We start from the raw sequence: 24,551 nt of genomic DNA, 5'->3' as shown, positions 1-24,551 counted from the left end.
AAATCTCTATTTTTGTGCTTGTTCGCTATATCTTTTGAAAAGAGCGGTTTTATTTAGCCTCAAGTGTGATTTCCCCCGCAATTATTTCGTTTTTCTTCTCATTAACCCTACAAATAATAAAAGTGCGCATGTTCTGTGCATGGTTGGCATGTACGCAAAAAATCGATATGTCCACTCAACGACATCGCCATTTGCGTCAATGATAACGCTGTACATCCGTAAATAGGGGAGCGAAGGCTCTCGAATCGTAGCTGGTTAACCTACCCTTTAGCCGAGCCGTAAGGAGCGATGTGTCCATGAGCGTCATAAATCCTAACCTTAAAATAGAGCACAGCAAGATAGAGCCCGTCGTTGATGAAGTGGAACGTAGATTGCCAATTGCGCAGCTTTTTACTTTAGGCCTTCAGCATGTGTTAGTTATGTACGCGGGGGCCGTGGCAGTGCCACTGGTGATTGGCGGTAGCCTCGGATTACCCAAAGAACAAATTGCTTTTCTGATCAGTTCCGATCTCTTCTGTTGTGGCGTCGTCACGCTATTACAATGTCTAGGCATTGGCCGTTTTGCAGGGATTCGTTTGCCGGTCATCATGTCTGTTACCTTCGCCGCTGTGACCCCTATGCTGGCTATTGGCGCCGACCCAAACATAGGACTCACGGGAATATTCGGTGCGACAATCGCCTCGGGAATTATCGCCACATTATTAGTGCCTGTGATTGGCCGACTCATGCCTCTATTTCCAACCGTTGTGACCGGCGTCGTCATCACATCTATTGGCATTAGCATTATGCAGGTGGGTATTGATTGGGCTGCGGGAGGGAAAGGGAATCCAGACTACGGCAGCCCAATCTATATCGGGACATCATTACTGGTATTGGTATTTATTCTATTAGTCACCCGTTTTGCTAAAGGTTTCCTATGCAATATTTCGGTATTGCTGGGTATTTTATTTGGGTTTGCCATTGCTTTTATGATGGGGAAAGTCAGTTTTGCCGGGCTAGGCAATGCGGCGTGGTTTGCTCCCATTAAACCATTTGCGTTTGGTTGGCCAACCTTTGAACCCGTCAGCATCATCACATTAACGGTGATTATGTTGATTACTTTTATAGAGTCGATGGGGATGTTCTTAGCGCTAGGCGATATTGTGGGGCGGCCAGCAAAACAACAAGATATCATTCGGGGTTTACGCGTTGATGGCATCGGTACTGTTATTGGTGGCTTATTTAACAGTTTCCCACATACTTCATTTTCACAAAACGTTGGCTTAGTGAGTGTCACAGGCGTATCTAGCCGCTGGGTATGTGTTATGTCTGGTGGGATATTAATTGTATTCGGGCTGATTCCCAAAATGGCATTGATTGTTGCTTCAATTCCTCAATTTGTATTGGGGGGCGCTGGTATTGTCATGTTTGGTATGGTCTTGGCGACGGGAATACGTATCCTTTCGCGCGCTAATTACAGTACTAACCGTTATAACCTGTACATCGTTGCTATCAGCTTAGGGATTGGCATGATCCCCACGGTTTCCCATGATTTCTTTAGCCAGCTACCTGCGGCAATTCAGCCTTTATTGCATAGCGGGATCCTGCTAGCAACCGTATGTGCGGTTAGCCTAAATCTCTATTTCAATGGTTACCATCCTGATAATGAAATTGATGATACGGAAGTGAAAAAAATAACCTTAGCAAAGGCAATTAAAGAAAAAACTGTTTAAACCCGGATGTAGAGAATGGAGAGGGGCCATTTTCTGCATATTGATGAAGATGAAATATCCGTGATGTTGAGAATCATGGATATAAGGAGCTGTCGTGAAAGCTATTCATAATGATGCCATCAATATTCAGGAGAGAAAGAACTCCCCTCAAATTAAGGTAGATGTAGACCCTGTTGATGAAATATTACCGATAGGACAAATGCTGGTTTATGGTTTGCAGCACGTATTGGTCATGTATGCAGGGGCGATTGCGGTTCCCCTTATTATTGGTAAAGCTGTTGGTTTTACGCCGGAACAAATTATTTTCTTGATCAGCACCGACCTGTTTATATGCGGCTGTGCCACCATTCTTCAGTCGATAGGCCTATTCAATATTATTGGTAGTAAATTACCTATTGTTCAAGGGTGTACATTTGCAGCATTAATACCCATGGCGTTGATTGGTCAGCAGTATGGGATCGGGGGTATCTCGGGCGCGGTGATTATTGCCGGTGGGTTTACACTCCTGTGTGCGCCGTTTGTGTGCAAGCTGGTACGCTTTTTCCCGAAAGCCGTCATGGGGACCATTGTGACGCTTATTGGCCTCTCAATACTCCCCGTGGCGGGTGGTTGGATAGGCGGCGGAGATCTGGATGCCGCAAGTTTTGGTAGCTACGGCTCATTATTGATGGCCTTATTTACGCTTGCCATTGTGATGCTGATCTACACCTTTGGTAAGGGCATGCTGAAGAATATCGCCGTGCTGGTAGGCATTATTATTGGTACCGTAGCGTATTACTTCATGGGCAAGCTCGATCTTTCTCAGGTGGCTGCCACCAGTTGGATGACCTTTCCTTACCCCATGCGTTTCGCCGTACCTGAATTTCACCTCTTTCCAGCCGTTTTGATGTGCATGGTGATGATCGTTGTGATGGTGGAAACCATGTCATCTATGATGGCGATGGGCGAAATTGTGGGGCGTCCAGCCGATCAGGCTACGTTAAAACGTGGTCTGTATGCCTGCGGTTCCGCCACCTTATTTGGCGGCTTTTTTAATATGTTTCCCTATGCTGCTTTTGCTCAAAACGTAGGATTGGTCAGTATGACCGGTGTTCGTAGCCGGTTTATTGTCGGCGTTGCAGGGTGCATTCTCATTACTCTCGGTTTGTTTCCTAAGCTAGCGGCTTTCGTGGTTGCCGTACCTAAGCCTGTGCTCGGTGGTGCAGGGATTGTGATGTTTGGGATGGTCGCGGTGTCAGGTATTCGCACGTTAGGACAAGTTGATTATCGAAATAATAACAATGGCATGGTGGTTGCGCTGACCCTTGGTTTAGGCATGTTACCCGTGATGGTTCCCCAATTATTTCAACAAATGCCGAAAGCCGCTGAGATGTTTTTACACAGCGGCATTACGATAGGTACGGTCGTTGCGATCGCTGCCAATCTGATTCTCAATGGGCGAGACAGACAGGCAAAAATTCCAGGCTGCAAAGAATGCACGTTACAGGATTTAGACATGAACAGTACCGCAGCTCGGGAAGCCTTCACTACAACGCGTGAATATATCGCCATGCGGAGGAGACAAAATGCACAAAAAAACGCTGCTCTTTAAAAATGCAGAATTACTTGTCACGATGGATGATGAGCGAAGAGAGATTAGAGGCGGTTGCCTGCTGGTTGAGGGAAATCGTATTGTTGCGGTTGGGGGGAAAGAATTGTGCGCAGCCCCTGCTGATGAAGAAATTGATCTCCATGGGCACGTCGTGATCCCTGGTTTGATAAATACTCATCATCACATGTTTCAGTCATTAACTCGTGTAATACCCGAAGCACAGGATGGCGAATTGTTTGGTTGGTTAAATAATCTCTATCCGATCTGGGCTGGACTGACCCCAGAGATGATCCGAGTCTCTACGCAAACAGCGATGGCGGAACTGATGCTTTCTGGCTGTACGACCTCAAGCGATCATCTTTACGTTTATCCTAACGGTTGTCGTCTAGATGACAGCATTGAGGCGGCTAGGGAAATAGGCATGCGTTTTCATGCATGCCGAGGAAGCATGAGCGTTGGGCGTAGTAAAGGTGGATTGCCTCCCGACGAGCTCGTTGAGAGCGAACAGGCTATTTTGGAAGATTCGCGACGACTGATTACTAGCTACCATGATGCACAACGCTATAGCATGTTACGTATAGCGTTAGCGCCTTGCTCTCCGTTTTCCGTAAGCAGAGAATTGATGGTGAAAACGGCACAAATGGCACGTGAGTATGGCGTGTCGTTGCATACGCATTTGGCTGAAAACGATAATGACGTCAGCTATAGTCAGTCGCATTTCGGTATGACTCCAGCCCAATATGCAGAGGATTTGGGATGGGTCGGCGCGGATGTGTGGCATGCCCATTGCGTTAAGTTGGATCAGGCTGGCATCGGTTTGTTTGCCAAAACAGGTACAGGCGTTGCTCATTGTCCTTGCTCAAATATGAGATTAGCGTCAGGGATTGCTCCAATACGCACGATGTTAGATGAAGGTGTAAATGTGGGACTTGGCGTAGATGGTTCAGCCTCTAACGATGCAGGAAATATGATTGCGGAAACGCGTCAGGCCATGTTGTTACAGCGCGTCGGCTTTGGCCCAGATGCCATGACTGCTCGGCAAGCGTTGGAGATTGCGACTCGAGGTGGCGCTAAGGTGCTCAATCGCGACGATATTGGTTATTTAGCACCAGGAATGGCGGCGGATTTCGTGGCATTCGATCTGAATACGCTAAATTTGGCCGGAGCCAAACACGACCCGCTGGCTGCTCTGGTCTTTTGTACGCCAGGTAACGTTGCCTATAATGTGATTAACGGGCGAGTGGTGATTCGCGAAGGGGAGCTGCAAACGATTGATTTACCTTCCGTTGTGCAGCATCACAATCGCTTAGCCTGCCTGCTGGTGAATCGAGGCAGATTATAGGTGGTTTTCCTTCTTCATCGGTGTCTTTGTTTCAGCCAAGTATGGCAGAGACAGTAGACACCGATGGGGATTAGCAATAGCGCCACAGTAGCTGTCACCAAGGCCATGGAGGAGTTTAATCCCGTTGTCCATCCCAGTACGAACGCCACCGCGTTAATGGCATTCAGTGGGTTCAAGCTGACGGGCATGTTTTCCGCTTTTGATAACACATCAAGTAAAATCACCTGCACTTCAAACACAATCAGGGCAATAAGAATACTGATTACTCTGTGTTTCATTTTTCATCCTTCGCTTTTAGCAATGCCTGCCACCAACTTCCTAAGGTTTCATACCATGCTCGTTCGCTATGGCTGAGGTAAAGTGGTGATGGTAACCAGCGTTCCCAAGGATTTAATGGCGATGAAATAGCAAGTTGATTTGCAGGTGCTGGAATCGGATCTAACGCTTCGGCCTTAAAAAAACGTAGCGCGCGTGGGAGATGATTTGCAGATGTGACCAGCAATAACCTCTGCTTTTGCACAATCTTAGCTACTTCCTGTGCTTCCTGCTGCGTATCACGCGGTTTATCCAAGATAATAATTCTCTCAGCGGGTACGCCCAAACTTTTAGCCACATTGGCGGCCACTTGGGCGCTGCTTATTGGATTGCTAATGGCGGCGGCACCGGTAAAAATAATTTTTGCGTTAGGATTTAACTCAAGTTGCCGGACCCCCTCCGTGACTCGAGGCAAACTGTTATTGATGAGATTTGAACTTGGTGCCCAGTCTGGGTTAAAAGTATAGCCGCCACCCAGCACCACAATGTAATCTGCGTTGCTTGGCGTATTGATCGTTGGGTAATGATTTTCAAGTGGAGCCAGCAGGCGATCGGCAACAGGTTGTAGGCTTAATAGCAGAATTCCAAGCCAAGCGAGTGAAATACAGATTTTTCCTAAGCGCTGCCACCGTGTCCACCAGATGAAAATCAGGCCCACTGCGATGATCAAGAGAAACAAGGGCAGAGGCAAAAGGAGCCCACCGACAAACTTTTTTAGCGCAAACAGCATAAATCAGGTGCCTTTCTGAATGAAAAAACGACATCTAGATAGAATATGTGGCCGATAAGATTCATTCTATGCCAGCCTGTGTCAAAATAGCAGGTTTAAAGCGTCCCTCACGGGAGATTTTTCTGGTGATGCGCTGTGCAAATATTCAGGAGCCGACATATTCATGAGTCGAGGTATGCAGGATCGTAATTTTGACAATATCGCTGAAAAATTTGCGCGCAATATTTACGGCACAACCAAAGGAAAAATCCGTCAGGCCGTATTATGGCAGGATCTGGAACAGTTACTGACCCAGCTTCCCAACAGACCTTTACACATTCTTGATGCAGGCGGTGGGCTTGGACAGGTATCCTGTGAGCTCGCCGCGCGCGGCCATCATATTACGCTGTGCGACATTTCCGGTGAGATGCTAAAGCGTGCACAGGCCTATGCGGATGAAAAAGGTGTGAGCCAGCACATGCGTTTTGTGCAAAGTCCTGCACAAGAGATGCATCAATATTTAGAACAGCCGGTTGATCTGATATTGTTCCATGCGGTTTTGGAGTGGGTAGCAGAACCTCAGGAAACACTAGCGTCTTTGATGAAGTGTTTAAATCCCGGCGGCGCATTGTCTTTAATGTTCTATAACTACAATGGTCTATTGATGCGAAACGTGATCATTGGCAATACGGCATACGTCAATCAAGGGATGCAAAAGCGTAAAACTCGAACGCTTTCCCCTGATCATCCTTTAGATCCGCAAAAGGTGTATGGCTGGTTAGAAGAGATAGGGCTGACAATTTCCGGTAAAACGGGCGTGCGGGTATTTCATGATTACCTGCGAGATAAAACGCAACAGATTGAGGCTTTTGACGATTTATTGGCGCTGGAGCAGCGTTACTGTCGTCAGGAGCCTTTTGTGAGTTTGGGACGCTACATCCATGTGATGGCGTACAAACCCGACACGAAGGACCAACTATGAGTGATTTCTCCCAGACTGTACCGGAGCTGGTTGCCTGGGCGCGGAAAAATGATTTTTCAATTTCACTCCCTACCGAGCGTTTGGCTTTCATTTTGGCTATAGCTACTTTGAACAGTGAGCGTTTAGACGGAGAGATGAGTGAAGGCGAACTGATCGATGCATTCCGACACGTCAGCAAAGCTTTTGAACAAACACATGAAACGGTAGCAATCCGTGCCAACAATGCGATTAACGATTTAGTTAAGCAGCGTTTACTTAATCGCTTTACCAGCGAGTTAGCCGACGGTAACGCGATTTATCGTCTAACCCCGTTGGGGATTGGCATCACGGATTATTACATTCGACAGCGAGAGTTTTCTACGCTGCGTTTGTCTATGCAATTGTCTATCGTGGCGCAAGAATTGCGTAGCGCGGCGGAAGCCGCTGAAGAAGGTGGCGATGAATATCATTGGCACCGCAACGTGTTTGCTCCTCTGAAATACTCAGTTGCCGAGATTTTCGATAGTATCGATCTGACTCAACGCATTATGGATGAGCAGCAGCAGGGGGTAAAAGCGGATATCGCAGCTCTGCTGAATCAGGACTGGCGCGCCGCGATTTCTAGCTGTGAAGTGTTGCTGTCGGAAACCTCAGGCACGCTGCGTGAATTGCAGGATACGCTAGAAGCCGCAGGTGATAAGCTGCAGGCCAATTTGCTGCGTATTCAAGATGCCAATATGAATAATCCGGATTTGGCATTTGTAGACAAGTTAGTATTTGATCTGCAGAACAAGTTAGACCGCATTATCAGTTGGGGCCAGTTAACCATCGATTTGTGGATCGGCTACGACAGACACGTGCATAAATTTATCCGTACGGCGATTGATATGGATAAAAACCGCGTCTTTGCCCAGCGATTACGTCAGTCCGTGCAGAGCTATTTTGACAATCCTTGGGCACTTACTATTGCGAATGCCGATCGTCTGTTTGATATGCGTGACGAAGAGCTTGCGCTGCTCAACGAAGAAGTGACCGGCGAGCTGCCTCCGGATATGGAATATGAAGAGTTTTCTGAAATCCGTGAACAGTTGGCGGCAATGATCGAGCAAGAGCTAAAGATTTATCAAAAAGAGCAACGCCCGCTGGATCTCGGCGCGGTTTTACGCGAATACCTTGCTCAGTATCCGCGTCAACGTCATTTCGATTTGGCAAGAATTTTGGTCGACCAAGCCGTTCGCTTAGGTGTGGCTGAAGCTGATTTCACCGGATTACCTGCCCAATGGCAGGCGATCAATGATTACGGAGCCAAGGTACAGGCCCATGTCATCGACAAATACTGAAAATATGATGCCAGCTAAACTGGCGCAAGCGGTGTTTAACCCGCTGTTTCCCGCGTTGGATAGTCAACTGCGTTCCGGTCGTCACATTGGCATTGATGAGTTAGATAATCATGCTTTCCTGATGGATTTTCAGGATGAGCTGGAACTCTTTTATAGCCGCTATAACGTTGAACTCATTCGTGCGCCGGAAGGCTTTTTCTATCTCAGACCGCGTTCTACCACGCTTATCCCACGCTCTGTTCTGTCTGAGCTGGATATGATGGTGGGCAAAATTCTGTGCTACCTCTATTTAAGTCCTGAGCGTTTGGCGCACGAAGGTATCTTCAGCCAGCAGGAACTCTATGATGAGTTGCTCTCTCTGGCCGATGAAAGCAAGCTACTGAAGTATGTTAACCAACGCTCCACCGGTTCGGATCTTGACCGTCAAAAGCTGCAAGAGAAAGTTCGTACCTCATTAAATAGGCTACGTCGTTTGGGCATGGTTTATTTCATGGGTAATGACAGCACTAAATTCCGCATCACTGAGGCGGTTTTCCGCTTTGGTGCAGACGTGCGCAGCGGCGATGACCCACGTGAATCCCAGCTCAGAATGATCCGTGACGGCGAAGCCATGCCGTTAGAAAACACGTTGTCGCTGAATGATGAAAACGAAGAAAACGAATCCAGTGCAGACGGTAGCGCGGACAATGCGGAGGATGAACAGGAATGATTGAACGCGGAAAATTTCGCTCGCTGACACTGGTTAACTGGAACGGTTTCTTTGCCCGAACTTTTGATCTTGATGAACTGGTGACTACGCTCTCAGGCGGCAACGGCGCGGGTAAATCGACCACCATGGCGGCGTTTGTTACGGCGCTAATCCCCGATCTGACGCTGCTGCATTTCCGTAACACCACGGAAGCAGGGGCGACGTCGGGTTCACGTGATAAAGGCTTGCACGGCAAGCTGCGCGCAGGCGTATGTTATGCCACGCTTGACGTCGTTAACTCGCGTCACCAGCGTGTTTTGGTCGGGGTTCGCTTACAGCAGGTTGCAGGTCGCGACCGTAAAGTCGATATCAAGCCTTTCACAATCCAAGGCTTACCGACATCGTTCCAGCCAACGCAGATCCTAACGGAAACCGTGGGCGAGCGTCAGGCTCGAGTGTTACCGCTGGCCGAGCTAAAAGAACGAGTTGAAGCGATTGAAGGCGTACAGTTCAAGCAGTTTAACTCGATCACCGACTATCACTCTTTGATGTTTGATCTGGGCGTGATCCCACGCCGTCTGCGCTCAGCATCTGACCGCAGCAAGTTTTATCGCCTCATTGAAGCTTCACTGTACGGTGGTATTTCCAGCGCGATTACCCGCTCTCTGCGCGATTATCTGTTGCCAGAAAACAGTGGGGTGCGTAAAGCATTTCAGGATATGGAAGCCGCGCTGCGTGAAAACCGCATGACGCTTGAAGCTATTCGCGTAACGCAGTCCGACCGTGATCTGTTCAAACACCTGATCACTGAAGCAACATCCTATGTATCGGCTGACTATATGCGCCACGCCAACGAGCGTCGCATTCACCTCGATCAGGCACTGTTGCTGCGACGTGAGCTGCTGGGTGGGCGTAAACAGCTGCTGGCGGAACAATATCGTCATGTCGAAATGTCTCGTGAGCTGGCGGAGCAAAGCGGCTCTGAATCCGATCTCGAAACCGATTATCAGGCCGCAAGCGATCACTTAAATCTTGTCCAAACGGCGATGCGTCAGCAGGAGAAGATCGAGCGTTATCAAAGTGATTTGGAAGAGCTGACTTATCGTTTAGAAGAGCAGAACGAAGTTGTCGCTGAGGCAAGCGATCTGCACGCTGACTATGAAGCGCGTTCAGAAGCGGCCGAAGCTGAAGTGGATGAGCTAAAAAGTCAGTTGGCTGATTACCAGCAGGCATTGGACGTGCAGCAGACACGCGCTATTCAGTATCAGCAGGCACTGCAAGCGTTAGAGCGTGCTCGTCAGGTGTGTCAACTGCCCGATCTCAACGCCGATAACAGCGAAGAGTGGCTTGAAACCTTCAGCGCACGCGAGCAGGAAGCGACTGAAATTCTGATGCAGCTTGAGCAAAAAATGAATGTGGCAAGTGCTGCGCATTCCCAGTTTGAAAATGCTTACCAACTGGTCGTGAAGCTGGTGGGAGAAGTGAGCCGCAGCGAGGCATGGCAGGCTGGCCGAGATTTGTTACGCGACTGGTCTTCACTTCAGCACCAATCTGAACGTGTACAACCATTACGTATGCGTTTGGCTGAATTAGAACAGCGTTTACGTTCGCAGCAAGACGCTGAACGTTTATTACAGGAATTCTGTAAACGTACCGGACAGCAATATCAGCCAGAAGAGCTGGATGATGCCCAGCGCGAAATGGAAGAGCGGATTGAAACGTTGACCCTCGACGTTGCCGAAGCCAGCGAACGCCGCATGGTTCTGCGTCAGGAGCTGGAGCAGATCACCGCGAAAGCAAAAGATCTGACGGCGAAAGCGCCAGTATGGTTAGCGGCACAAGAAGCACTAAGCCAGCTTAGCGATCAGTGCGGTGACGAACTTTCCGACAGTCGTCAGGTTACTGAGCAGATGCAACAACTGCTGGAGCGTGAACGTGAATCTACCGTTGAACGCGATGAAGTTGCTCATCAGAAACGTGAAATTGAGAACCAGATTGAACGTTTAAGCCAGCCAAGCGGAGCAGAAGACGGCCGACTGATCGCGCTGGCCGAACGTTTTGGCGGTGTTCTGCTGTCTGAAATTTACGATGACGTGACCATCGATGATGCGCCGTACTTTTCCGCATTATATGGACCTGCACGCCATGCGATTGTGGTCCCAGACCTTTCTCTGGTTCGTGAACAGTTGGCGGGGCTGGAAGATTGTCCGGAGGATCTCTATCTGATCGAAGGGGATCCGCAGTCGTTTGATGACAGCGTATTTGCCGCTGATGAGCTTGAGCGTGCTGTGGTTGTCAAGGCATCGGATCGCCAGTGGCGTTATTCTCGCTTCCCTGAGGTGCCGTTATTTGGTCGTGCAGCCCGCGAAAGCCGTTTGGAAACGCTGTATGCGCGGCGTGATGAGTTGGCTGAACGTTATGCTACGCTGTCGTTCGACGTGCAGAAAACTCAGCGTCTACATCAGGCGTTTAGTCGTTTTATCGGCAGCCATTTAGCCGTTGCATTTGAGCAAGATCCGGAAGCTGAGTTACGTCAAATCAACGGTCGTCGTACCGAGATAGAACGTGAATTCAATAATCAGGACAATATTACGCAGCAGCAACGTCAGCAATTAGCTCAGGCGAAAGAAAGCGTTGCGTTGCTGCATAAGCTAACACCGCATATTGGTTTGCTTGCTGATGAAACCTTACAGGATCGCGTTGAAGAGATCCGTGAGGAACTGGAAGAGGCGCAGGAAGCGGCGCGCTATCTGCAACAGCATGGGGCAAACCTAGCCAAGCTGGAACCGATGCTCTCTGTGTTGCAGAGCGATCCAGAGCAGCATGAGCAGTTGCGTCAAGATTATCAGCAGGCTCAGCAAAATCAGCGTTCCGCGAAACAGCAGACCTTCGCGCTCACTGAAGTGGTTCAGCGTCGTGCACACTTCAGCTACAGCGATTCTGCAGGCATGTTGACGGAGAACTCTGACCTTAACGATAAACTGCGTCAGCGCTTAGAACATGCTGAAGCCGATCGTGCGCGTACCCGCGATCAGCTTCGTCAGCAGCAGGCTCAGTTGGCTCAATATCATCAGGTGCTTGCATCGCTGAAGAGCTCGTTTGAAGCCAAGCGTGACATGCTTAAAGAGCTGTCTCAAGAGCTGCAAGATATTGGCGTACAGGCCGATCCAAACGCAGAAGAGCGCGCGCGCATACGCCGAGATGAGCTGCATACCGCATTGAGCAATAACCGTGCGCGTCGTAATCAGCTTGAAAAACAGATTATGTTCTGTGAATCAGAAATGGATAATCTGCAAAAACGCCTGCGTAAGGTTGAGCGCGATTACCATCAGATCCGCGAGCAGGTTACCACCGCGAAAGCAGGCTGGTGTGCCGTGATGCGCTTAGTCAAAGACAATGGCGTTGAACGTCGACTCCATCGTCGTGAGCTGGCCTATATGGACGCGGATGAGCTACGTTCTATGTCGGACAAGGCGTTAGGTGCGTTGCGTTTGGCGGTGGCTGATAACGAGCATTTGCGAGATGTGCTGCGTTTGTCTGAAGATCCAAAACGCCCTGAACGTAAAATCCAGTTCTATATTGCCGTTTATCAGCATCTGCGTGAGCGTATCCGTCAGGACATTATCCGCAGTGATGATCCTGTTGACGCTATCGAGCAGATGGAAATTGAGCTTGCACGTTTGACAGAAGAGCTGACCTCCCGTGAACAGAAACTGGCTATTAGCTCGAAGAGCGTCGCCAATATTATTCGCAAGACCATCCAGCGTGAGCAGAACCGCATTCGTATGCTCAACCAAGGTTTGCAGACAGTTGCCTTTGGGCAGGTGAATAGCGTTCGTCTGAATGTCAACGTACGTGAAGCTCACTCAACGCTGTTGACGGTGTTGTCAGAACAGCAGGAACAACATCAGGATCTGTTTAATAGCAACCGGCTAACCTTCTCAGAAGCGTTAGCGAAACTGTATCAGCGCCTGAATCCACAAATCGACATGGGGCAGCGCACGCCGCAAACCATTGGCGAAGAATTGCTGGATTATCGTAACTATCTAGAAATGGAAGTTGAGGTTAACCGTGGTTCGGATGGTTGGTTACGTGCGGAGAGCGGAGCGCTGTCAACGGGTGAAGCGATCGGTACCGGCATGTCCATTCTGGTTATGGTCGTTCAAAGCTGGGAAGAGGAATCACGCCGTCTACGTGGCAAAGATATTTCACCGTGCCGTTTGCTGTTCCTAGATGAGGCCGCTCGTCTAGATGCAAAATCTATCGCTACGTTGTTTGAACTGTGTGAGCGTCTGGAGATGCAGCTAATTATTGCGGCGCCAGAAAACATCAGCCCAGAAAAGGGCACCACATATAAACTGATGCGTAAAGTGTTCAATAACACTGAACATGTTCATGTTGTGGGACTGCGAGGCTTTGCTCCCGAGAAAAACATAATGGAATCAGTGACTCAAGAAGAGTCAGAGAGCTAGAACCTAATAAATTTCATATACTGAAATCATTATTAACGCAAACGGCCTTCTTATCGGGCCGTTTTTTTTGGCAGAATGTAGGCGGTAACGTATCATCATATAAATAAAACGTAATGTCCGGGCAGTTGATGCACCAACCGGCACATGAAACGGCAAAAAGTCATTTCTATTTGTATAATTAAGCTAAGGTTCCGAAAGTCGGAGCCAATGAGCTAACAAGGGAGCAAGGGATGGTGCTGAATAACAGATTCCGTCTAGGCCATATGGTTGTCGGTGGTTCAATGGCGATGAGTGCTTTGGCGATGAGCCTGATGCCTGCTCACGCAGAGGTCGTCACACAGCCTGTAACGCAGCCAGCGGTTTCAGTAGCGACCATGAGTGTACCTCAGTCGCGTTCTACGCTGATATCACAGCTTCCGCAGGGAGTATCGCTGCGTTATTTAAATCAGCTTTCCTCTCTTTATGCTGCTAATCATATGCAGCCGATGTGGCAGGATCGTGCCGCCGTGCAGCAATTTCAGCAGCAATTAGCTGAAGTCGCGCTTTCTGGCGTACAACCGCAGTTTACTCAATGGGTGCAGGCGCTTGTTAACCCAGATGTCAAAGATATGGCGCGTGACGCTGTACTGTCCGATGCGATGCTGGGGTATCTTCAGTTTGTTTCAGGCGTAAGTGCAACGAAAGGAAGCTGGCTGTATAGTTCGGTGCCTTACGCTATAGCGGAGCCTCCAGCAACGTTGGTTAATAACTGGCAACTGTCTGTGCGTGATGGTCGCTTGGCCACGTTTGTTCAATCGTTGGCACCGTCACATCCACAATATGCCGCTATGCATAAAGCGCTAAAAGATTTGCTGGCGGATACTCGTCCTTGGCCAACCGTCAACGATGGTCCAAGTTTAAAACCCGGCGATTTGAGCCCAGATATACCTGCTCTGCGTGAGGTTTTACAGCGAACGGGGATGCTCACAGAAAAGGGAAATGTTAAGTCGCCGACACCAGTACCAGAGGCTCAGCCGCTGCAATCGCCTGCAAGTCAGGAACCTAACGCGGTAATCAGTCCTTCGACCACTGCGGTATCAGAGTTGACGCAGCAGCCAACGCCAGAGGCAACACCGGCGAAAACAATGCCTGTTTCAGCTACGGACAATCGATACACGCCTGAGTTAGTCGAAGCTGTGAAACGTTTCCAGCAGTGGCAGGGCCTTGCGAGTGACGGAGTGATTGGCAAACGTACTCGTGAATGGCTGAACGTTTCACCGCAAACACGAGCAACGTTACTGGCGTTAAATATCCAGCGACTTCGTATTTTGCCGGGAGAAGTCGATACCGGCATTATGGTGAATATTCCTAACTACTCTCTGATTTACTACCAAAACGGTACTGAAGTGCTTACTTCACGCGTTATCGTTGGACGTCCGACGCGTAAAACACCGCTGATGAATAGTGAACTGAATAACGTGGTTGTCAATCCACCGTGGAATGTCCCAACCACGCTTATTCGCGAAGACATTGTTCCTAAAGCGATGCGTGATCCTGGCTATTTTGAACGTCATGGATATCGTCTGTTTTCTGGTTGGAGTAATGATGCTGAAGTTGTCGATCCTTATATGATCGATTGGGCATCAGTTTCGCCGCGTAATTTTCCATATCGTATCCAGCAGGCGCCAGGCGTTAATAATTCATTAGGTCGCTACAAGTTTAATATGCCGAGTCAGGATGCTATTTATCTGCATGACACACCGAATCATGGATTGTTTGAAAAAGACATCCGTGCTTTAAGTTCGGGTTGTGTCCGTGTAAATAAAGCATCAACGCTAGCAAATATGTTGTTACAAGATGCTGGCTGGAATGACGCACGGGTATCATCTGCATTAAAAGAGGGGAATACGAAATATGTGCCAATTCGTCATCGTATACCGGTTCGTCTCTATTATCTGACCGCGTGGGTTTCTGAAGATGGAAAACCGCAATTCCGCACAGATATTTACAATTATGATGATACCGTCCGTTCTGGGGCAAAAGTAGCAGCTCAAGCTGAACGTCTTTTTCAGCTTTAGCAAGTAGTTAGCAATAACGTTGTTTTGTTGATGATGTAACTGTGAGTCATAAATTTCTGTGATATCCCGCCGGGCACGGCGGGAAGCGGGTTGACTCGATCATCCATGGCGGTTATGGTGCCTGACGGTGCGCTTTAATGCGTGATCTTTAGATACTTTGCCGGGTAAAAACATCTCATGGATCCAATCAATATTCATCGTCGCAAGTGGTTAGCTTTAGGTGGCGTTGCTATGGGAATGGCAATGCTGCCTGGGCAAGCGCTAGCAACGCTTTCTACACCGCGTCCGCGTATTTTAGTGTTGAATAATTTAAATACCGGTGAGCAACTCAAAGCCGAGTTTTTCGACGGCAAAAACTATATTCAAGAAGAGCTGGCTCGCCTCAATCATTTATTCCGCGACTATCGTGCGAATAAAGTTAAACGTATTGACCCTCGTTTATTCGATCAAATATTCCGCTTACAAGCGATGATAGGTACGCGCAAACCTATTCAGCTTATTTCTGGATATCGTTCTCCACGTACAAATAGTGAATTACGTGAGCGTGGCAGTGGTGTTGCTAAGCATAGTTATCATACTCTCGGCCAAGCGATGGATTTCCATATTGAAGGCGTTCAGCTAGCGAATATTCGTAAAGCCGCATTGAAAATGCGTGCGGGTGGCGTTGGATATTATCCGCGCAGTAATTTTGTTCATATTGATACTGGCCCTGTCAGGAATTGGTAATACTTTGCTAAGCAGGTATTATTAGCGGTAGAGCTAAAGACATCCATCACGTCGGCCTTTGCCGGCGTGTTTTTTTATTGTGATAAATCATTGTGGGCAAGGTATTGAGGCAACGATGAAATATAAAATAATTCCTGTCACTGCATTTCAACAAAATTGTACTCTGCTATGGTGTGAAGATACACATCAGGCCGCTATCGTCGATCCGGGCGGTGAGCCTGCAAAAATTTTGCGTGAAGTGGAAGCGCTTGGCTTAACGGTGACTCAAATACTGCTTACCCACGGTCATCTAGACCATGTTGGAGCGGCAGGACAATTGGCGAAGAGCTTGAATGTACCCATTTATGGACCGCAGGAAGACGATCTGTTTTGGCTTGAAGGGCTACCTGCACAAAGCAAAATGTTTGGTTTCACCAATTGTGACCCATTGACTCCAACGCGCTGGCTTAACGATGGTGATACGTTGCAGGTAGGGAATCAAACATTACAGGTGTTTCATTGCCCCGGACATACTCCTGGCCACGTGATTTTCTTCAATGAAGAGTCGCGCTTAGCGCAGGTGGGCGATGTTTTGTTTAGCGGTGGTGTAGGGCGTAGTGATTTCCCGCGTGGTGACCATCAGGCCTTGATTAACTCTATCAAAACCAAACTCTGGCCTCTGGGAAATGATGTTGCCTTTATTCCTGGTCATGGACCTATGTCTACCTTTGGTCAAGAGCGTCAGACGAATCCGTTTGTGTGCGATGAGCCCGCGGTGTGGTAGTTGCTATGTCGCTCGCCGTAAATAAAAAAGGAGCCGAAAGGCTCCTTTTGCGTTGCTGAGGTAATATTATTTCAGCACGGCGACAATAGCTTCACACAATGGCGCCATATTGTCTGGCGTCATCCCTGCTACGTTCACACGGCCAGAGTTCACGGCGTAAACGCCAAACTCATCGCGCAGGCGGATGACCTGCTCCTTGGTTAAACCGCTGAAAGAGAACATACCGTTTTGCTTGATGATGAAGCTGAAATCTTGCTCAGCACCTTTCTCTTGCAGGGTATTAACAAACAGCTGACGCATACGTTGAATACGTTGACGCATATCGGTCAACTCTTGCTCCCAGATGGTACGCAGAGCTTCGTTACCCAAAATGGTTGCTACCACTGAACCGCCGTGAGCCGGTGGGTTAGAGTAGTTCGCACGGATCGTGGCTTTGATTTGGCTGAAGGCTTTGTCTGCGGTTTCACTGTCGGCGGCAACCAATGTGCAAGCGCCCACGCGTTCGTTATACAAACCAAAGTTTTTCGAGTAAGAGCTGGCAACCAGCAGTTCATCATGTTTAGCGGCGAAGATACGCAGACCCTGAGCATCTTCCTCCAAACCATTGGCAAAGCCCTGATAAGCGAAGTCAAATAGCGGTAGCCAGCCTTTGGACACTGACATTTCAGCCAGCGCTTCCCACTGTTCTGGCGTAGGGTCAATACCGGTTGGGTTATGGCAGCAGCCATGGAACAGCACCACGTCACCCGCTTCAGCCTGCTCTAAGCTCTTTTGCAGGCCAGAGAAGTCCAGTTGATGGTTATCGGCATCATAGTAGTCATATTCGCGCACCTCGAGCCCTGCGGCGTTAAATACGCTTTTATGGTTAGGCCAGCTTGGATTGCTTACCCAAACTCGCTTAGCTGATGTTTTATTCGCAATAAAATCAGCAGCCACACGCAGAGCACCGGTACCACCCGGAGTTTGGGCGGCATGCGCACGTTTGTCCTGAATGATTGGGCTTTCTTTACCAAACAGTAATTCCAGCGTGCAGGTCGCGAAAGCAGGAATACCATCAATGCTCAGATAGTTTTTTGTGGTTTCGTTTTCCAGCAGATACTGCTCAGCTTTTTTAACGCTGGTCAGCACCGGTGTTTTACCTGTTTCATCTTTATAAACACCGATACCTAAGTTGATTTTATTGGTACGGGCGTCGGCACGGAATAAATCGGCAAGACCTAAAATCGGATCCGCTGGTGCGGCTGGGATATTTTCAAACATGTAGGGGCTTCCATGTGTCGAGTTGAGCCAGAGAGCCCTCAGATTACCGCTACGTCGCAGGCTTGCCAACCGTTTGCCACAAAAAGAATACAAAGTTGTTACCTGAACGCTTCAATGATGATAAAAGCACCAAAAATAAGAAGAAAAGGGGAAATGGGAGAGGAAAATAGGGGAGTAAACGTCGTGCGAGGATAGGAAAAAATACAGGCTTAACACAAGGGAATATAGCCGATAGCAAAAGGCAGAGCCGAAGCTCTGCCTTAAATTCTGTTCTGTTACAGTCGTTAGACTGTCGTCAGATTAGAACTGGTATACCAGACCCAGAGCGACGATATCGTCAGTAGCGATGCCGTTAGCTTTGGTGAAATCGTTGTCATCCAGCAGGTTGATTTTGTAATCAACATAGGTAGACATGTTTTTGTTGAAGTAGTAAGTCGCGCCGACATCAACATATTTAACCAGATCTTTGTCACCAGATAAGTTGGTGTTCAGGTCTTTACCTTTAGACTGCAGGTAAGCAACGGATGGGCGCAGACCGAAGTCGAACTGGTACTGAGCTACGATTTCGTAGTTCTGAGTTTTGTCTGCGATACCGGTCTTGCCGTATGGAGTCATGTTGCGAGTTTCTGCATACATAGCTGCCAAGTAGACGTTGTTAGCATCGTACTTCAGGCCAGCGGTCCATGCGTCAGCTTTATCGCCACCAGCTACGTTACTATTAACCTGACGGCCTAGAGTAGTTTGCTGATTAGTACGGTCAGATGAAGAGTACGCCGCACCAGCGCTGATACCCATTCCGAAATCATAAGTGGTAGACAAACCGTAGCCGTCACCATTCTGCTGCTGGTAGTCACGACCATTGTTGCTTTCGGTCGCACTGCCGTTTTTACCCTGATACTGAACTGCGAAGTTCCAGCCATCAACCAGACCGAAGAAGTTGTTGTTACGGTAGGTAGCAACGCCGTTGGTACGACCGGTCATGAAGTTATCGCTGTTGGTATAAGTATCACCACCGAACTCTGGCAGCATATCAGTCCATGCTTCTACGTCGTAGATTACGCCGTAGTTACGACCGTAGTCGAATGAACCGTAGTCACCGAATTTCAGGCCAGCAAAGCCCAGACGGGTTGCGTTTTTAGAAGAGCCGTTGCCTTCAGTGTTGTTAACTTTGATGTTGTATTCCCACTGACCATAACCAGACAGTTGATCAGAAATCTGAGTTTCGCCTTTGAAGCCGAAACGAGCGTAAGACTGATCACCGTCTGAACCTTTGTCGTCAGAGAAGTAGTGCAGGCCGTCAACTTTACCGTACAGATCCAGCTTGTTGCCATCTTTGTTATAGATTTCAGCTGCGTTTGCTGCACCAGCTGCCAACAGCGCTGGGATCACTACTGCAAGAATATTGCGTTTCATCATTGTTACCCTCTAAAGGAGTTATTTTTTTTTGACACCTGCCACTGCCTAAATTAATTCTGCGCGGAACTATTTCATCACTTACGGAACTAAAAGAGAAAGTATGGTGTCTTCCTGTGTCTGCATCGCAGTGTTCCATTCACTAGGCTGATAATCCACATCGAAAATGATACAAAAGTATAATTCGCGTAACAAAACGAAAGTATGTGTTTCAAATTGTAAAAATTAGGGAACTTTGTGACAGGGGTCTAAGTTTAAAAAAGAGAGGGGCCAGCATTGCTGGCCCCTCTTTTGTAATGAAAACGTTTAAATGTTGTTTTATTACTTATTTAGAAAGTTGCGTTTCGTGGGGTGCGTGGGAATGGAATCACGTCACGAACGTTTTGCACGCCGGTGACATAGGCGATTAAACGTTCAAATCCGAGGCCAAAACCAGAGTGTGGAACGGTGCCATAACGACGCAGGTCACGGTACCACCAGTAGTCTTCTTTATTCAGCCCCATTTCTTCCAAACGTGCATCCAGCATGTCTAGACGTTCCTCACGCTGAGAACCGCCAATAATTTCGCCGATCCCAGGAGCCAATACGTCCATTGCCGCCACGGTTTTGCCATCTTCGTTCATGCGCATATAGAACGCTTTGATATCTTTTGGATAGTTTTTAACAACCACCGGCGCTTTAAAGTGTTGCTCAGCTAAGTAGCGCTCATGCTCGGAAGAAAGATCCACGCCCCAATACACTGGGTTTTCGAAGGTCTTGCCGCAGTTGAGCAAAATATCTACCGCTTCGGTGTAATCGACCTGCGCAAAGTCAGAGGTGACAAAACGTTTCAGACGATCGATCGCATCTTTATCAACACGTTGAGCGAAGAACTCCATGTCGTCTGCGCGTTCATCCAATACGGCCTGGAAGACATACTTCAGCATTCCTTCTGCAACGCCCGCAATATCGTTCAGGTCGGCAAACGCAACTTCAGGTTCAACCATCCAGAATTCAGCCAGATGGCGGCTAGTATTGGAGTTTTCAGCACGGAAAGTCGGTCCGAAGGTATAAACCTTCGATAGTGCACAAGCGTAGGTCTCTCCATTCAACTGACCCGATACGGTCAGGAATGCTTCACGACCAAAGAAATCTTCGCCGAAATCAACTTTACCTTCATCGGTACGTGGCAGGTTTTCCATATCCAGAGTGGAAACACGGAACATTTCGCCCGCGCCTTCGGTATCTGAAGCGGTGATGAGTGGGGTAGAAACCCAGAAATAGCCATTTTCATGGAAGTAGCGATGGATTGCTTGAGCCAGAGTGTGGCGAACACGCGCTACGGCGCCGATCAGGTTAGTGCGCGGGCGCAGGTGGGCAACCTCACGCAGGTACTCGATGCTGTGACGTTTTGCTGCCATTGGATAGGTATCAGGATCTTCAACCCAGCCCACAACTTTGACTTCTGTTGCTTGCAGCTCGAAGCTCTGACCTTCGCCTGGCGAAGGAACGACTTTACCCGTAACTTCAAGAGAGCAGCCGGTTGTCAGGCGTAAAACATCACTTTCATAATTCGGCAGAGAATTATTAACGACGGCCTGTAACGGATTAAAGCAGGAGCCGTCATAAACGGCGAGGAAGGAGATACCAGCTTTAGAATCTCTCCGGGTACGTACCCACCCGCGCACGGTAACTTCAGTGTCGACCGCGGCACGGCCTTGCAGTACGTCGACTACAGGCACTACGCTCATAGATTTCTCTCTTTTATTGATCTTGAATGATAAATAACCCACTGCCCAGATAATACGGGCATGTTGCTATGTTACTTGTCACGCAAACAGACACAAGAGGAAATCACGGTCAAATCGCAAGAACTTGATGAGATATTGAGAGATTGAATAAAAAATCAAAAAATTATTTGGCTTACTCTGGGAAGTTGGCGGGTATTGATAATAAAAGAGGGCGTATAGATATCTACGCCCTCATTCTATTTATTGCGATCTCTTAGATAAACAGCATTAGCTATCAGCTGGCCTTTTTCACCAAGGGGAGATCAAAGGCTTTACGCAGGGCTTTGACAAACGCCTTATCGTGGCAAATGGTTTTTCCTGGGCTATCTGATAGTTTTGCAACCGGCTTGCCGTTGCACTCAACCAGTTTGATCACGATGTTTAGCGGTTTCACATCCGGTATATCGCAGGTCAACCGTGTGCCGATGCCGAAACCTAAATTGATGCGATCGTGGAAATGGCGGTAGAGCTCCAGCGCTTTTTCTAAATCGAGGTTATCAGAGAACACCAACGTTTTGGTCATAGGATCGATACCCAGCTTCCGGTAATGGGCGATGGCTTTCTCTCCCCATTCAGTTGGCTCACCGGAGTCATGGCGCAGGCCTTGGTAACGATTGGCGAACTGAGGGCCAAAATCACGTAGGAATGCATCCATGGTGATGCAGTCGGTTAACGCAATTCCAAGCTGGTCGGGATATTCATCTAACCATGCTTGCAGTGCGGCACGCTGGCTGTTGGCTAGCACAGGACAAATTTGTTGATGTGCTTGAAACCATTCGTGAGCCTGAGTTCCCATGGGCGCAAGATTCAGTTCTTGAGCAAACTTGTAGTTGCTGGTGCCAACTAACGGTGGGAAATCCGTCTTTAATGTTTCGATGATGGCGCGCTGCACGTTATGTGAGAAACGGCGACGAGTACCAAAGTCCATCAATTTAAAACCAGCAAGATCGATATCGGCACTCAGCGCTTTGAAGGCGGTCAGCTTTTTACGCAACTGTGCAACCGCCATTTCAGGCGTTGCCAGAGGAGAGCGATCGCGGTGAACCACTTCACTAATGACGGCAAGCAGCGGGACTTCCCACATAATCACTTCACGCCAAGGGCCAGTGATGCGGATACTTAAATGACCGTCTTCATTACGAATATCGACCTGCTGTGGGTTAAAGCGAAATTCGCGCAGCCAGTCCAGATAGTCTTTTTTGAAAAACGGCAGAGAACTGAGATAAGCGTATTCTTCATCACTCAGCGCAAGATCGCTCATAAAAGCGATTTGCTGAATAATATCGTCGGCATAGCTGCCCAGTAACTCGTCACCACGGCAACGAAATTCCGCCGCGACAGTGAGGTTGCGGTAACGATGATAGACGGCCTGCTGCATGTGCAGTTTATAGGCGTCAGTGTCCAATAATGAAGTTAATATCGGGGAAGCATGTTGAGTCATGGCGCGTTACTGCATCCTCGTCAGGGATATTCCACGTTCGGGATAATCGGCAAAGTCGGTGGAGTATACCTAGTTTATCCCGAGATTGAAGCCTCATAACACCATATGGCATTTGATAGGTCGAGGATTAAACGTGCCATTTGCAGTAGCACCTATTAAGTTGCCGTGCAATTGTACAATATTCATACCTTGAGCTATGTCTCGTTTCGCCTCAATTTAACTGGGGTCTTTATGCTTTGCATCAAAACTAATGAAACCGCTTTGGGAGTAAAAGCTGACCTGATTCTTACCGCGCTTCTTCGAGAAATAGAGCGCTTCGTCAGCCTGCTTTATCGAGTGGTTGATATTCTTATAATCGTCTAGGCGAGCCAAACCACAGCTGATGGTAAAACCGACCCCAGGCTTATTCGGTATAGTGATGTGTAATAGCTCAGTATCAAGTCGTACCGAGTCGATGATTTGCATCGCTTGGGGAACATCGGTGTATTTAAGCAGGATGGCAAACTCTTCGCCGCCGTACCGGCAATATACCGTGTCTTTTGGAAGTGATTGTGTAAGCAACTGGCTAAAAGCGATGAGGGCCAAATCGCCGACGTCATGGCCGTATCGGTCATTAAGGTTTTTAAAATTATCGATATCAATCAGGCAGAAAGCGAGAGGATATTCCGCACTCTTGATTTGGCTGCATTGATTGAAGAATTTACGCCGGTTGTAGATATTCGTCAGCGGGTCGGTCGAAGACGCTTCGAGAAGTTCGTTGATTAGCTGTTGTTTCTCTAATTCGAGCTGATGTTTTTCGATTTGATTTTGGCGTAATTGGTTAATGGCATTAGAAATAGCTGAAAGCTCACCGCTTACGACAGAATTATCGGGCTGAATATTCAGGTCACCTTTGGAGAGTTTCATGATGTTTTTGTTGGTAAGCGTAAGCCATGAGGTGATCTTTGAGGAGAACACCAAAATGGGCATCACAATGAAAAGCGCCAGCAGCCAGCAAAGGGAAATCATGCCATAAAGTTGGACACGGCTAAGGTCTATCTTGGTTTGTAATTCATGAAGCTCAAGATCGTAGCTACTATTAACGAAAACAGCGGATGCTTTATCCATACCAATAATGTAGCGGTAAAAACCATCGAACGCCTGAGATGAGCGACTTTGCATAACGCTGGTGAGATCGGCCGTCAATTTTTGCATGCTGCTTTGACTGAGTTTCTCTGATAAATCAGCAATTGCAGCTTCGGATTGAGCCGCATCAGGGGCTGTGGCAATAATAAAATCGACTCGAGAGCGTAGCGAATCTAAAACCCCAATAAGCTCAATTGACCGTATATAAGAGCGGTTGCGCTTAACGTCATCGGTTTTGATATCAACCAGTTGATCGATTAATTCAGTCGCAGTCAGCGTTAGACGGTTATTCAAACGAATGCTTTCGATAAACTTGTAAGAGTGGCTGTCGGAAAGCGTCGTATTGTAGATGTATAAGAAATAAAGCTTATTAAGTTCAGTTATATAGTATGCGCTTTTCAAATCAAGTTGAGCCTGAATAAGTGGGCCAACTGCGGATAATTCCTGATTGTCATTAGCCGAAAGGCTATAAACAAGCGCTTCAGCTTTATCAAACATCTCATGCGTCTTTTTTTCGAGTACGGTTGAGGGGGTGTCTGTTGGCGAAAGCACTAAGGCCGCGGCATGACGTCGCACCTGTTTTTCTGCATTGAGAATTTCATCCTCAGTGATAGCGTTACTGATAAAACTAATGCGTTTAAGACGGTGGGCTAACAGGGCAGATTGAAATACTTCGGTAAGTTCGCGTAGCCGCTTAACTTTATACAGATTCTGTTGGTTTTCTGCGTAATCGATGTGCGCTTTGTGTAGCGAGCTATAGATAAAAATACCAAAAAAGAACACCAGAGCCGTTGTAAAAATATAGATCAGATTTTTTAGCTTCATGCGCGTTGTTTTCTGGGATTCGAACGTCTAGGGGCTTATCAG

17 protein-coding genes are annotated in these 24,551 nt (G+C 48.0%); 10 read left to right on the top strand and 7 right to left on the bottom strand.

The genetic code is table 11. The features are described 5' to 3' along the window. Nucleotides 1–296 precede the first annotated feature (296 nt). The 3 genes from M988_RS12445 (at nucleotide 297) to M988_RS12435 (ending at nucleotide 4,645) form a co-directional block, all read left to right on the top strand. Entirely contained in the window at nucleotides 297–1,712 is a 1,416-nt protein-coding gene (locus tag M988_RS12445; protein ID WP_039188795.1) for a nucleobase:cation symporter-2 family protein, read from the top strand. Between the two features lie 124 nt (nucleotides 1,713–1,836). Next, nucleotides 1,837–3,303, top strand: a complete 1,467-nt coding sequence (locus tag M988_RS12440) for a nucleobase:cation symporter-2 family protein (protein ID WP_202215731.1) — start codon at nucleotides 1,837–1,839, stop codon at nucleotides 3,301–3,303. Continuing rightward, nucleotides 3,278–4,645 carry an 8-oxoguanine deaminase gene (locus M988_RS12435; RefSeq protein WP_039188792.1) on the top strand — a complete coding sequence of 456 codons (1,368 nt, stop codon included), beginning with the start codon at nucleotides 3,278–3,280 and terminating at the stop codon, nucleotides 4,643–4,645. The genes M988_RS12440 and M988_RS12435 overlap by 26 nt, the downstream gene beginning before the upstream one ends. Before the next feature lie 14 nt (nucleotides 4,646–4,659). Here M988_RS12435 and M988_RS12430 read toward each other — a convergent pair whose 3' ends face one another. After that, the gene (locus M988_RS12430) at nucleotides 4,660–4,923 is read right to left on the bottom strand and encodes a hypothetical protein (protein ID WP_064574380.1); all 264 of its coding nucleotides are present in this window, start codon (nucleotides 4,921–4,923) and stop codon (nucleotides 4,660–4,662) included. Beyond that, nucleotides 4,920–5,690: an envelope biogenesis factor ElyC gene (gene elyC / locus M988_RS12425; protein ID WP_064574379.1), complete on the bottom strand. Its 771-nt coding sequence runs from the start codon at nucleotides 5,688–5,690 to the stop codon at nucleotides 4,920–4,922. The genes M988_RS12430 and elyC overlap by 4 nt, the downstream gene beginning before the upstream one ends. Nucleotides 5,691–5,865: 175 nt before the next feature. Between elyC and cmoM the strand changes: the two genes are divergently transcribed. The 7 genes from cmoM (at nucleotide 5,866) to M988_RS12390 (ending at nucleotide 16,676) form a co-directional block, all read left to right on the top strand. Next, entirely contained in the window at nucleotides 5,866–6,651 is a 786-nt protein-coding gene (gene cmoM, locus M988_RS12420; RefSeq protein ID WP_004095702.1) for a tRNA uridine 5-oxyacetic acid(34) methyltransferase CmoM, read from the top strand. Further along, the gene (gene mukF, locus M988_RS12415; protein ID WP_008813023.1) at nucleotides 6,648–7,970 is read left to right on the top strand and encodes a chromosome partition protein MukF; all 1,323 of its coding nucleotides are present in this window, start codon (nucleotides 6,648–6,650) and stop codon (nucleotides 7,968–7,970) included. Before cmoM ends, mukF begins: the two co-directional genes overlap by 4 nt. Continuing rightward, nucleotides 7,951–8,679: a chromosome partition protein MukE gene (gene mukE, locus M988_RS12410; protein WP_008813024.1), complete on the top strand. Its 729-nt coding sequence runs from the start codon at nucleotides 7,951–7,953 to the stop codon at nucleotides 8,677–8,679. The genes mukF and mukE overlap by 20 nt, the downstream gene beginning before the upstream one ends. Further along, nucleotides 8,676–13,130: a chromosome partition protein MukB gene (gene mukB, locus M988_RS12405; protein WP_064574378.1), complete on the top strand. Its 4,455-nt coding sequence runs from the start codon at nucleotides 8,676–8,678 to the stop codon at nucleotides 13,128–13,130. The genes mukE and mukB overlap by 4 nt, the downstream gene beginning before the upstream one ends. A 230-nt stretch (nucleotides 13,131–13,360) precedes the next feature. Continuing rightward, complete coding sequence (ldtD, locus tag M988_RS12400) at nucleotides 13,361–15,187, top strand: L,D-transpeptidase (RefSeq protein WP_074388449.1); 1,827 nt, start codon at nucleotides 13,361–13,363, stop codon at nucleotides 15,185–15,187. A gap of 177 nt (nucleotides 15,188–15,364) precedes the next feature. Then, nucleotides 15,365–15,913 (top strand): peptidoglycan L,D-endopeptidase MepK, encoded by a 549-nt coding sequence (gene mepK, locus M988_RS12395; protein ID WP_004095694.1) that lies wholly within the window; start codon nucleotides 15,365–15,367, stop codon nucleotides 15,911–15,913. A 115-nt stretch (nucleotides 15,914–16,028) separates the two neighbouring features. Beyond that, nucleotides 16,029–16,676 (top strand): MBL fold metallo-hydrolase, encoded by a 648-nt coding sequence (locus tag M988_RS12390; RefSeq protein ID WP_008813027.1) that lies wholly within the window; start codon nucleotides 16,029–16,031, stop codon nucleotides 16,674–16,676. A 66-nt stretch (nucleotides 16,677–16,742) separates the two neighbouring features. Here M988_RS12390 and M988_RS12385 read toward each other — a convergent pair whose 3' ends face one another. The 5 genes from M988_RS12385 to M988_RS12365 form a co-directional block, all read right to left on the bottom strand. Continuing rightward, on the bottom strand, nucleotides 16,743–17,936 hold the full coding sequence (locus M988_RS12385) for an amino acid aminotransferase (protein WP_008813028.1): 1,194 nt from the start codon (nucleotides 17,934–17,936) through the stop codon (nucleotides 16,743–16,745). 300 nt (nucleotides 17,937–18,236) lie between these two features. After that, nucleotides 18,237–19,352, bottom strand: coding sequence for a porin OmpC (ompC, locus tag M988_RS12380; protein ID WP_064574377.1), 1,116 nt, complete (start codon nucleotides 19,350–19,352; stop codon nucleotides 18,237–18,239). A gap of 326 nt (nucleotides 19,353–19,678) precedes the next feature. Continuing rightward, nucleotides 19,679–21,079 carry an asparagine--tRNA ligase gene (gene asnS, locus M988_RS12375; RefSeq protein WP_004095687.1) on the bottom strand — a complete coding sequence of 467 codons (1,401 nt, stop codon included), beginning with the start codon at nucleotides 21,077–21,079 and terminating at the stop codon, nucleotides 19,679–19,681. A 274-nt stretch (nucleotides 21,080–21,353) separates the two neighbouring features. Next, the gene (pncB, locus tag M988_RS12370) at nucleotides 21,354–22,559 is read right to left on the bottom strand and encodes a nicotinate phosphoribosyltransferase (RefSeq protein WP_008813031.1); all 1,206 of its coding nucleotides are present in this window, start codon (nucleotides 22,557–22,559) and stop codon (nucleotides 21,354–21,356) included. A gap of 216 nt (nucleotides 22,560–22,775) precedes the next feature. Beyond that, a complete protein-coding gene (locus M988_RS12365; protein WP_039188777.1) occupies nucleotides 22,776–24,509 on the bottom strand; it encodes a sensor domain-containing diguanylate cyclase in 1,734 nt (577 codons plus the stop codon). Nucleotides 24,510–24,551: the final 42 nt, after the last annotated feature.

Origin of the sequence: Hafnia paralvei ATCC 29927 (genome assembly GCF_001655005.1) — a bacterium.
GTDB lineage: Bacteria > Pseudomonadota > Gammaproteobacteria > Enterobacterales > Enterobacteriaceae > Hafnia > Hafnia paralvei.
This window is presented reverse-complemented; position numbering and strand designations above follow the sequence as displayed.

Coding starts and splice junctions, on each gene's coding strand:
- M988_RS12445 (WP_039188795.1), top strand. CDS start 297: ATGAGCGTCATAAATCCTAACCTTAAAATAGAGCACAGCAAGATAGAG.
- M988_RS12435 (WP_039188792.1), top strand. CDS start 3,278: ATGCACAAAAAAACGCTGCTCTTTAAAAATGCAGAATTACTTGTCACG.
- M988_RS12430 (WP_064574380.1), bottom strand. CDS start 4,923: ATGAAACACAGAGTAATCAGTATTCTTATTGCCCTGATTGTGTTTGAA.
- elyC (WP_064574379.1), bottom strand. CDS start 5,690: ATGCTGTTTGCGCTAAAAAAGTTTGTCGGTGGGCTCCTTTTGCCTCTG.
- cmoM (WP_004095702.1), top strand. CDS start 5,866: ATGCAGGATCGTAATTTTGACAATATCGCTGAAAAATTTGCGCGCAAT.
- mukF (WP_008813023.1), top strand. CDS start 6,648: ATGAGTGATTTCTCCCAGACTGTACCGGAGCTGGTTGCCTGGGCGCGG.
- mukE (WP_008813024.1), top strand. CDS start 7,951: ATGTCATCGACAAATACTGAAAATATGATGCCAGCTAAACTGGCGCAA.
- mukB (WP_064574378.1), top strand. CDS start 8,676: ATGATTGAACGCGGAAAATTTCGCTCGCTGACACTGGTTAACTGGAAC.
- ldtD (WP_074388449.1), top strand. CDS start 13,361: ATGGTGCTGAATAACAGATTCCGTCTAGGCCATATGGTTGTCGGTGGT.
- mepK (WP_004095694.1), top strand. CDS start 15,365: ATGGATCCAATCAATATTCATCGTCGCAAGTGGTTAGCTTTAGGTGGC.
- M988_RS12390 (WP_008813027.1), top strand. CDS start 16,029: ATGAAATATAAAATAATTCCTGTCACTGCATTTCAACAAAATTGTACT.
- M988_RS12385 (WP_008813028.1), bottom strand. CDS start 17,936: ATGTTTGAAAATATCCCAGCCGCACCAGCGGATCCGATTTTAGGTCTT.
- ompC (WP_064574377.1), bottom strand. CDS start 19,352: ATGATGAAACGCAATATTCTTGCAGTAGTGATCCCAGCGCTGTTGGCA.
- asnS (WP_004095687.1), bottom strand. CDS start 21,079: ATGAGCGTAGTGCCTGTAGTCGACGTACTGCAAGGCCGTGCCGCGGTC.
- pncB (WP_008813031.1), bottom strand. CDS start 22,559: ATGACTCAACATGCTTCCCCGATATTAACTTCATTATTGGACACTGAC.
- M988_RS12365 (WP_039188777.1), bottom strand. CDS start 24,509: ATGAAGCTAAAAAATCTGATCTATATTTTTACAACGGCTCTGGTGTTC.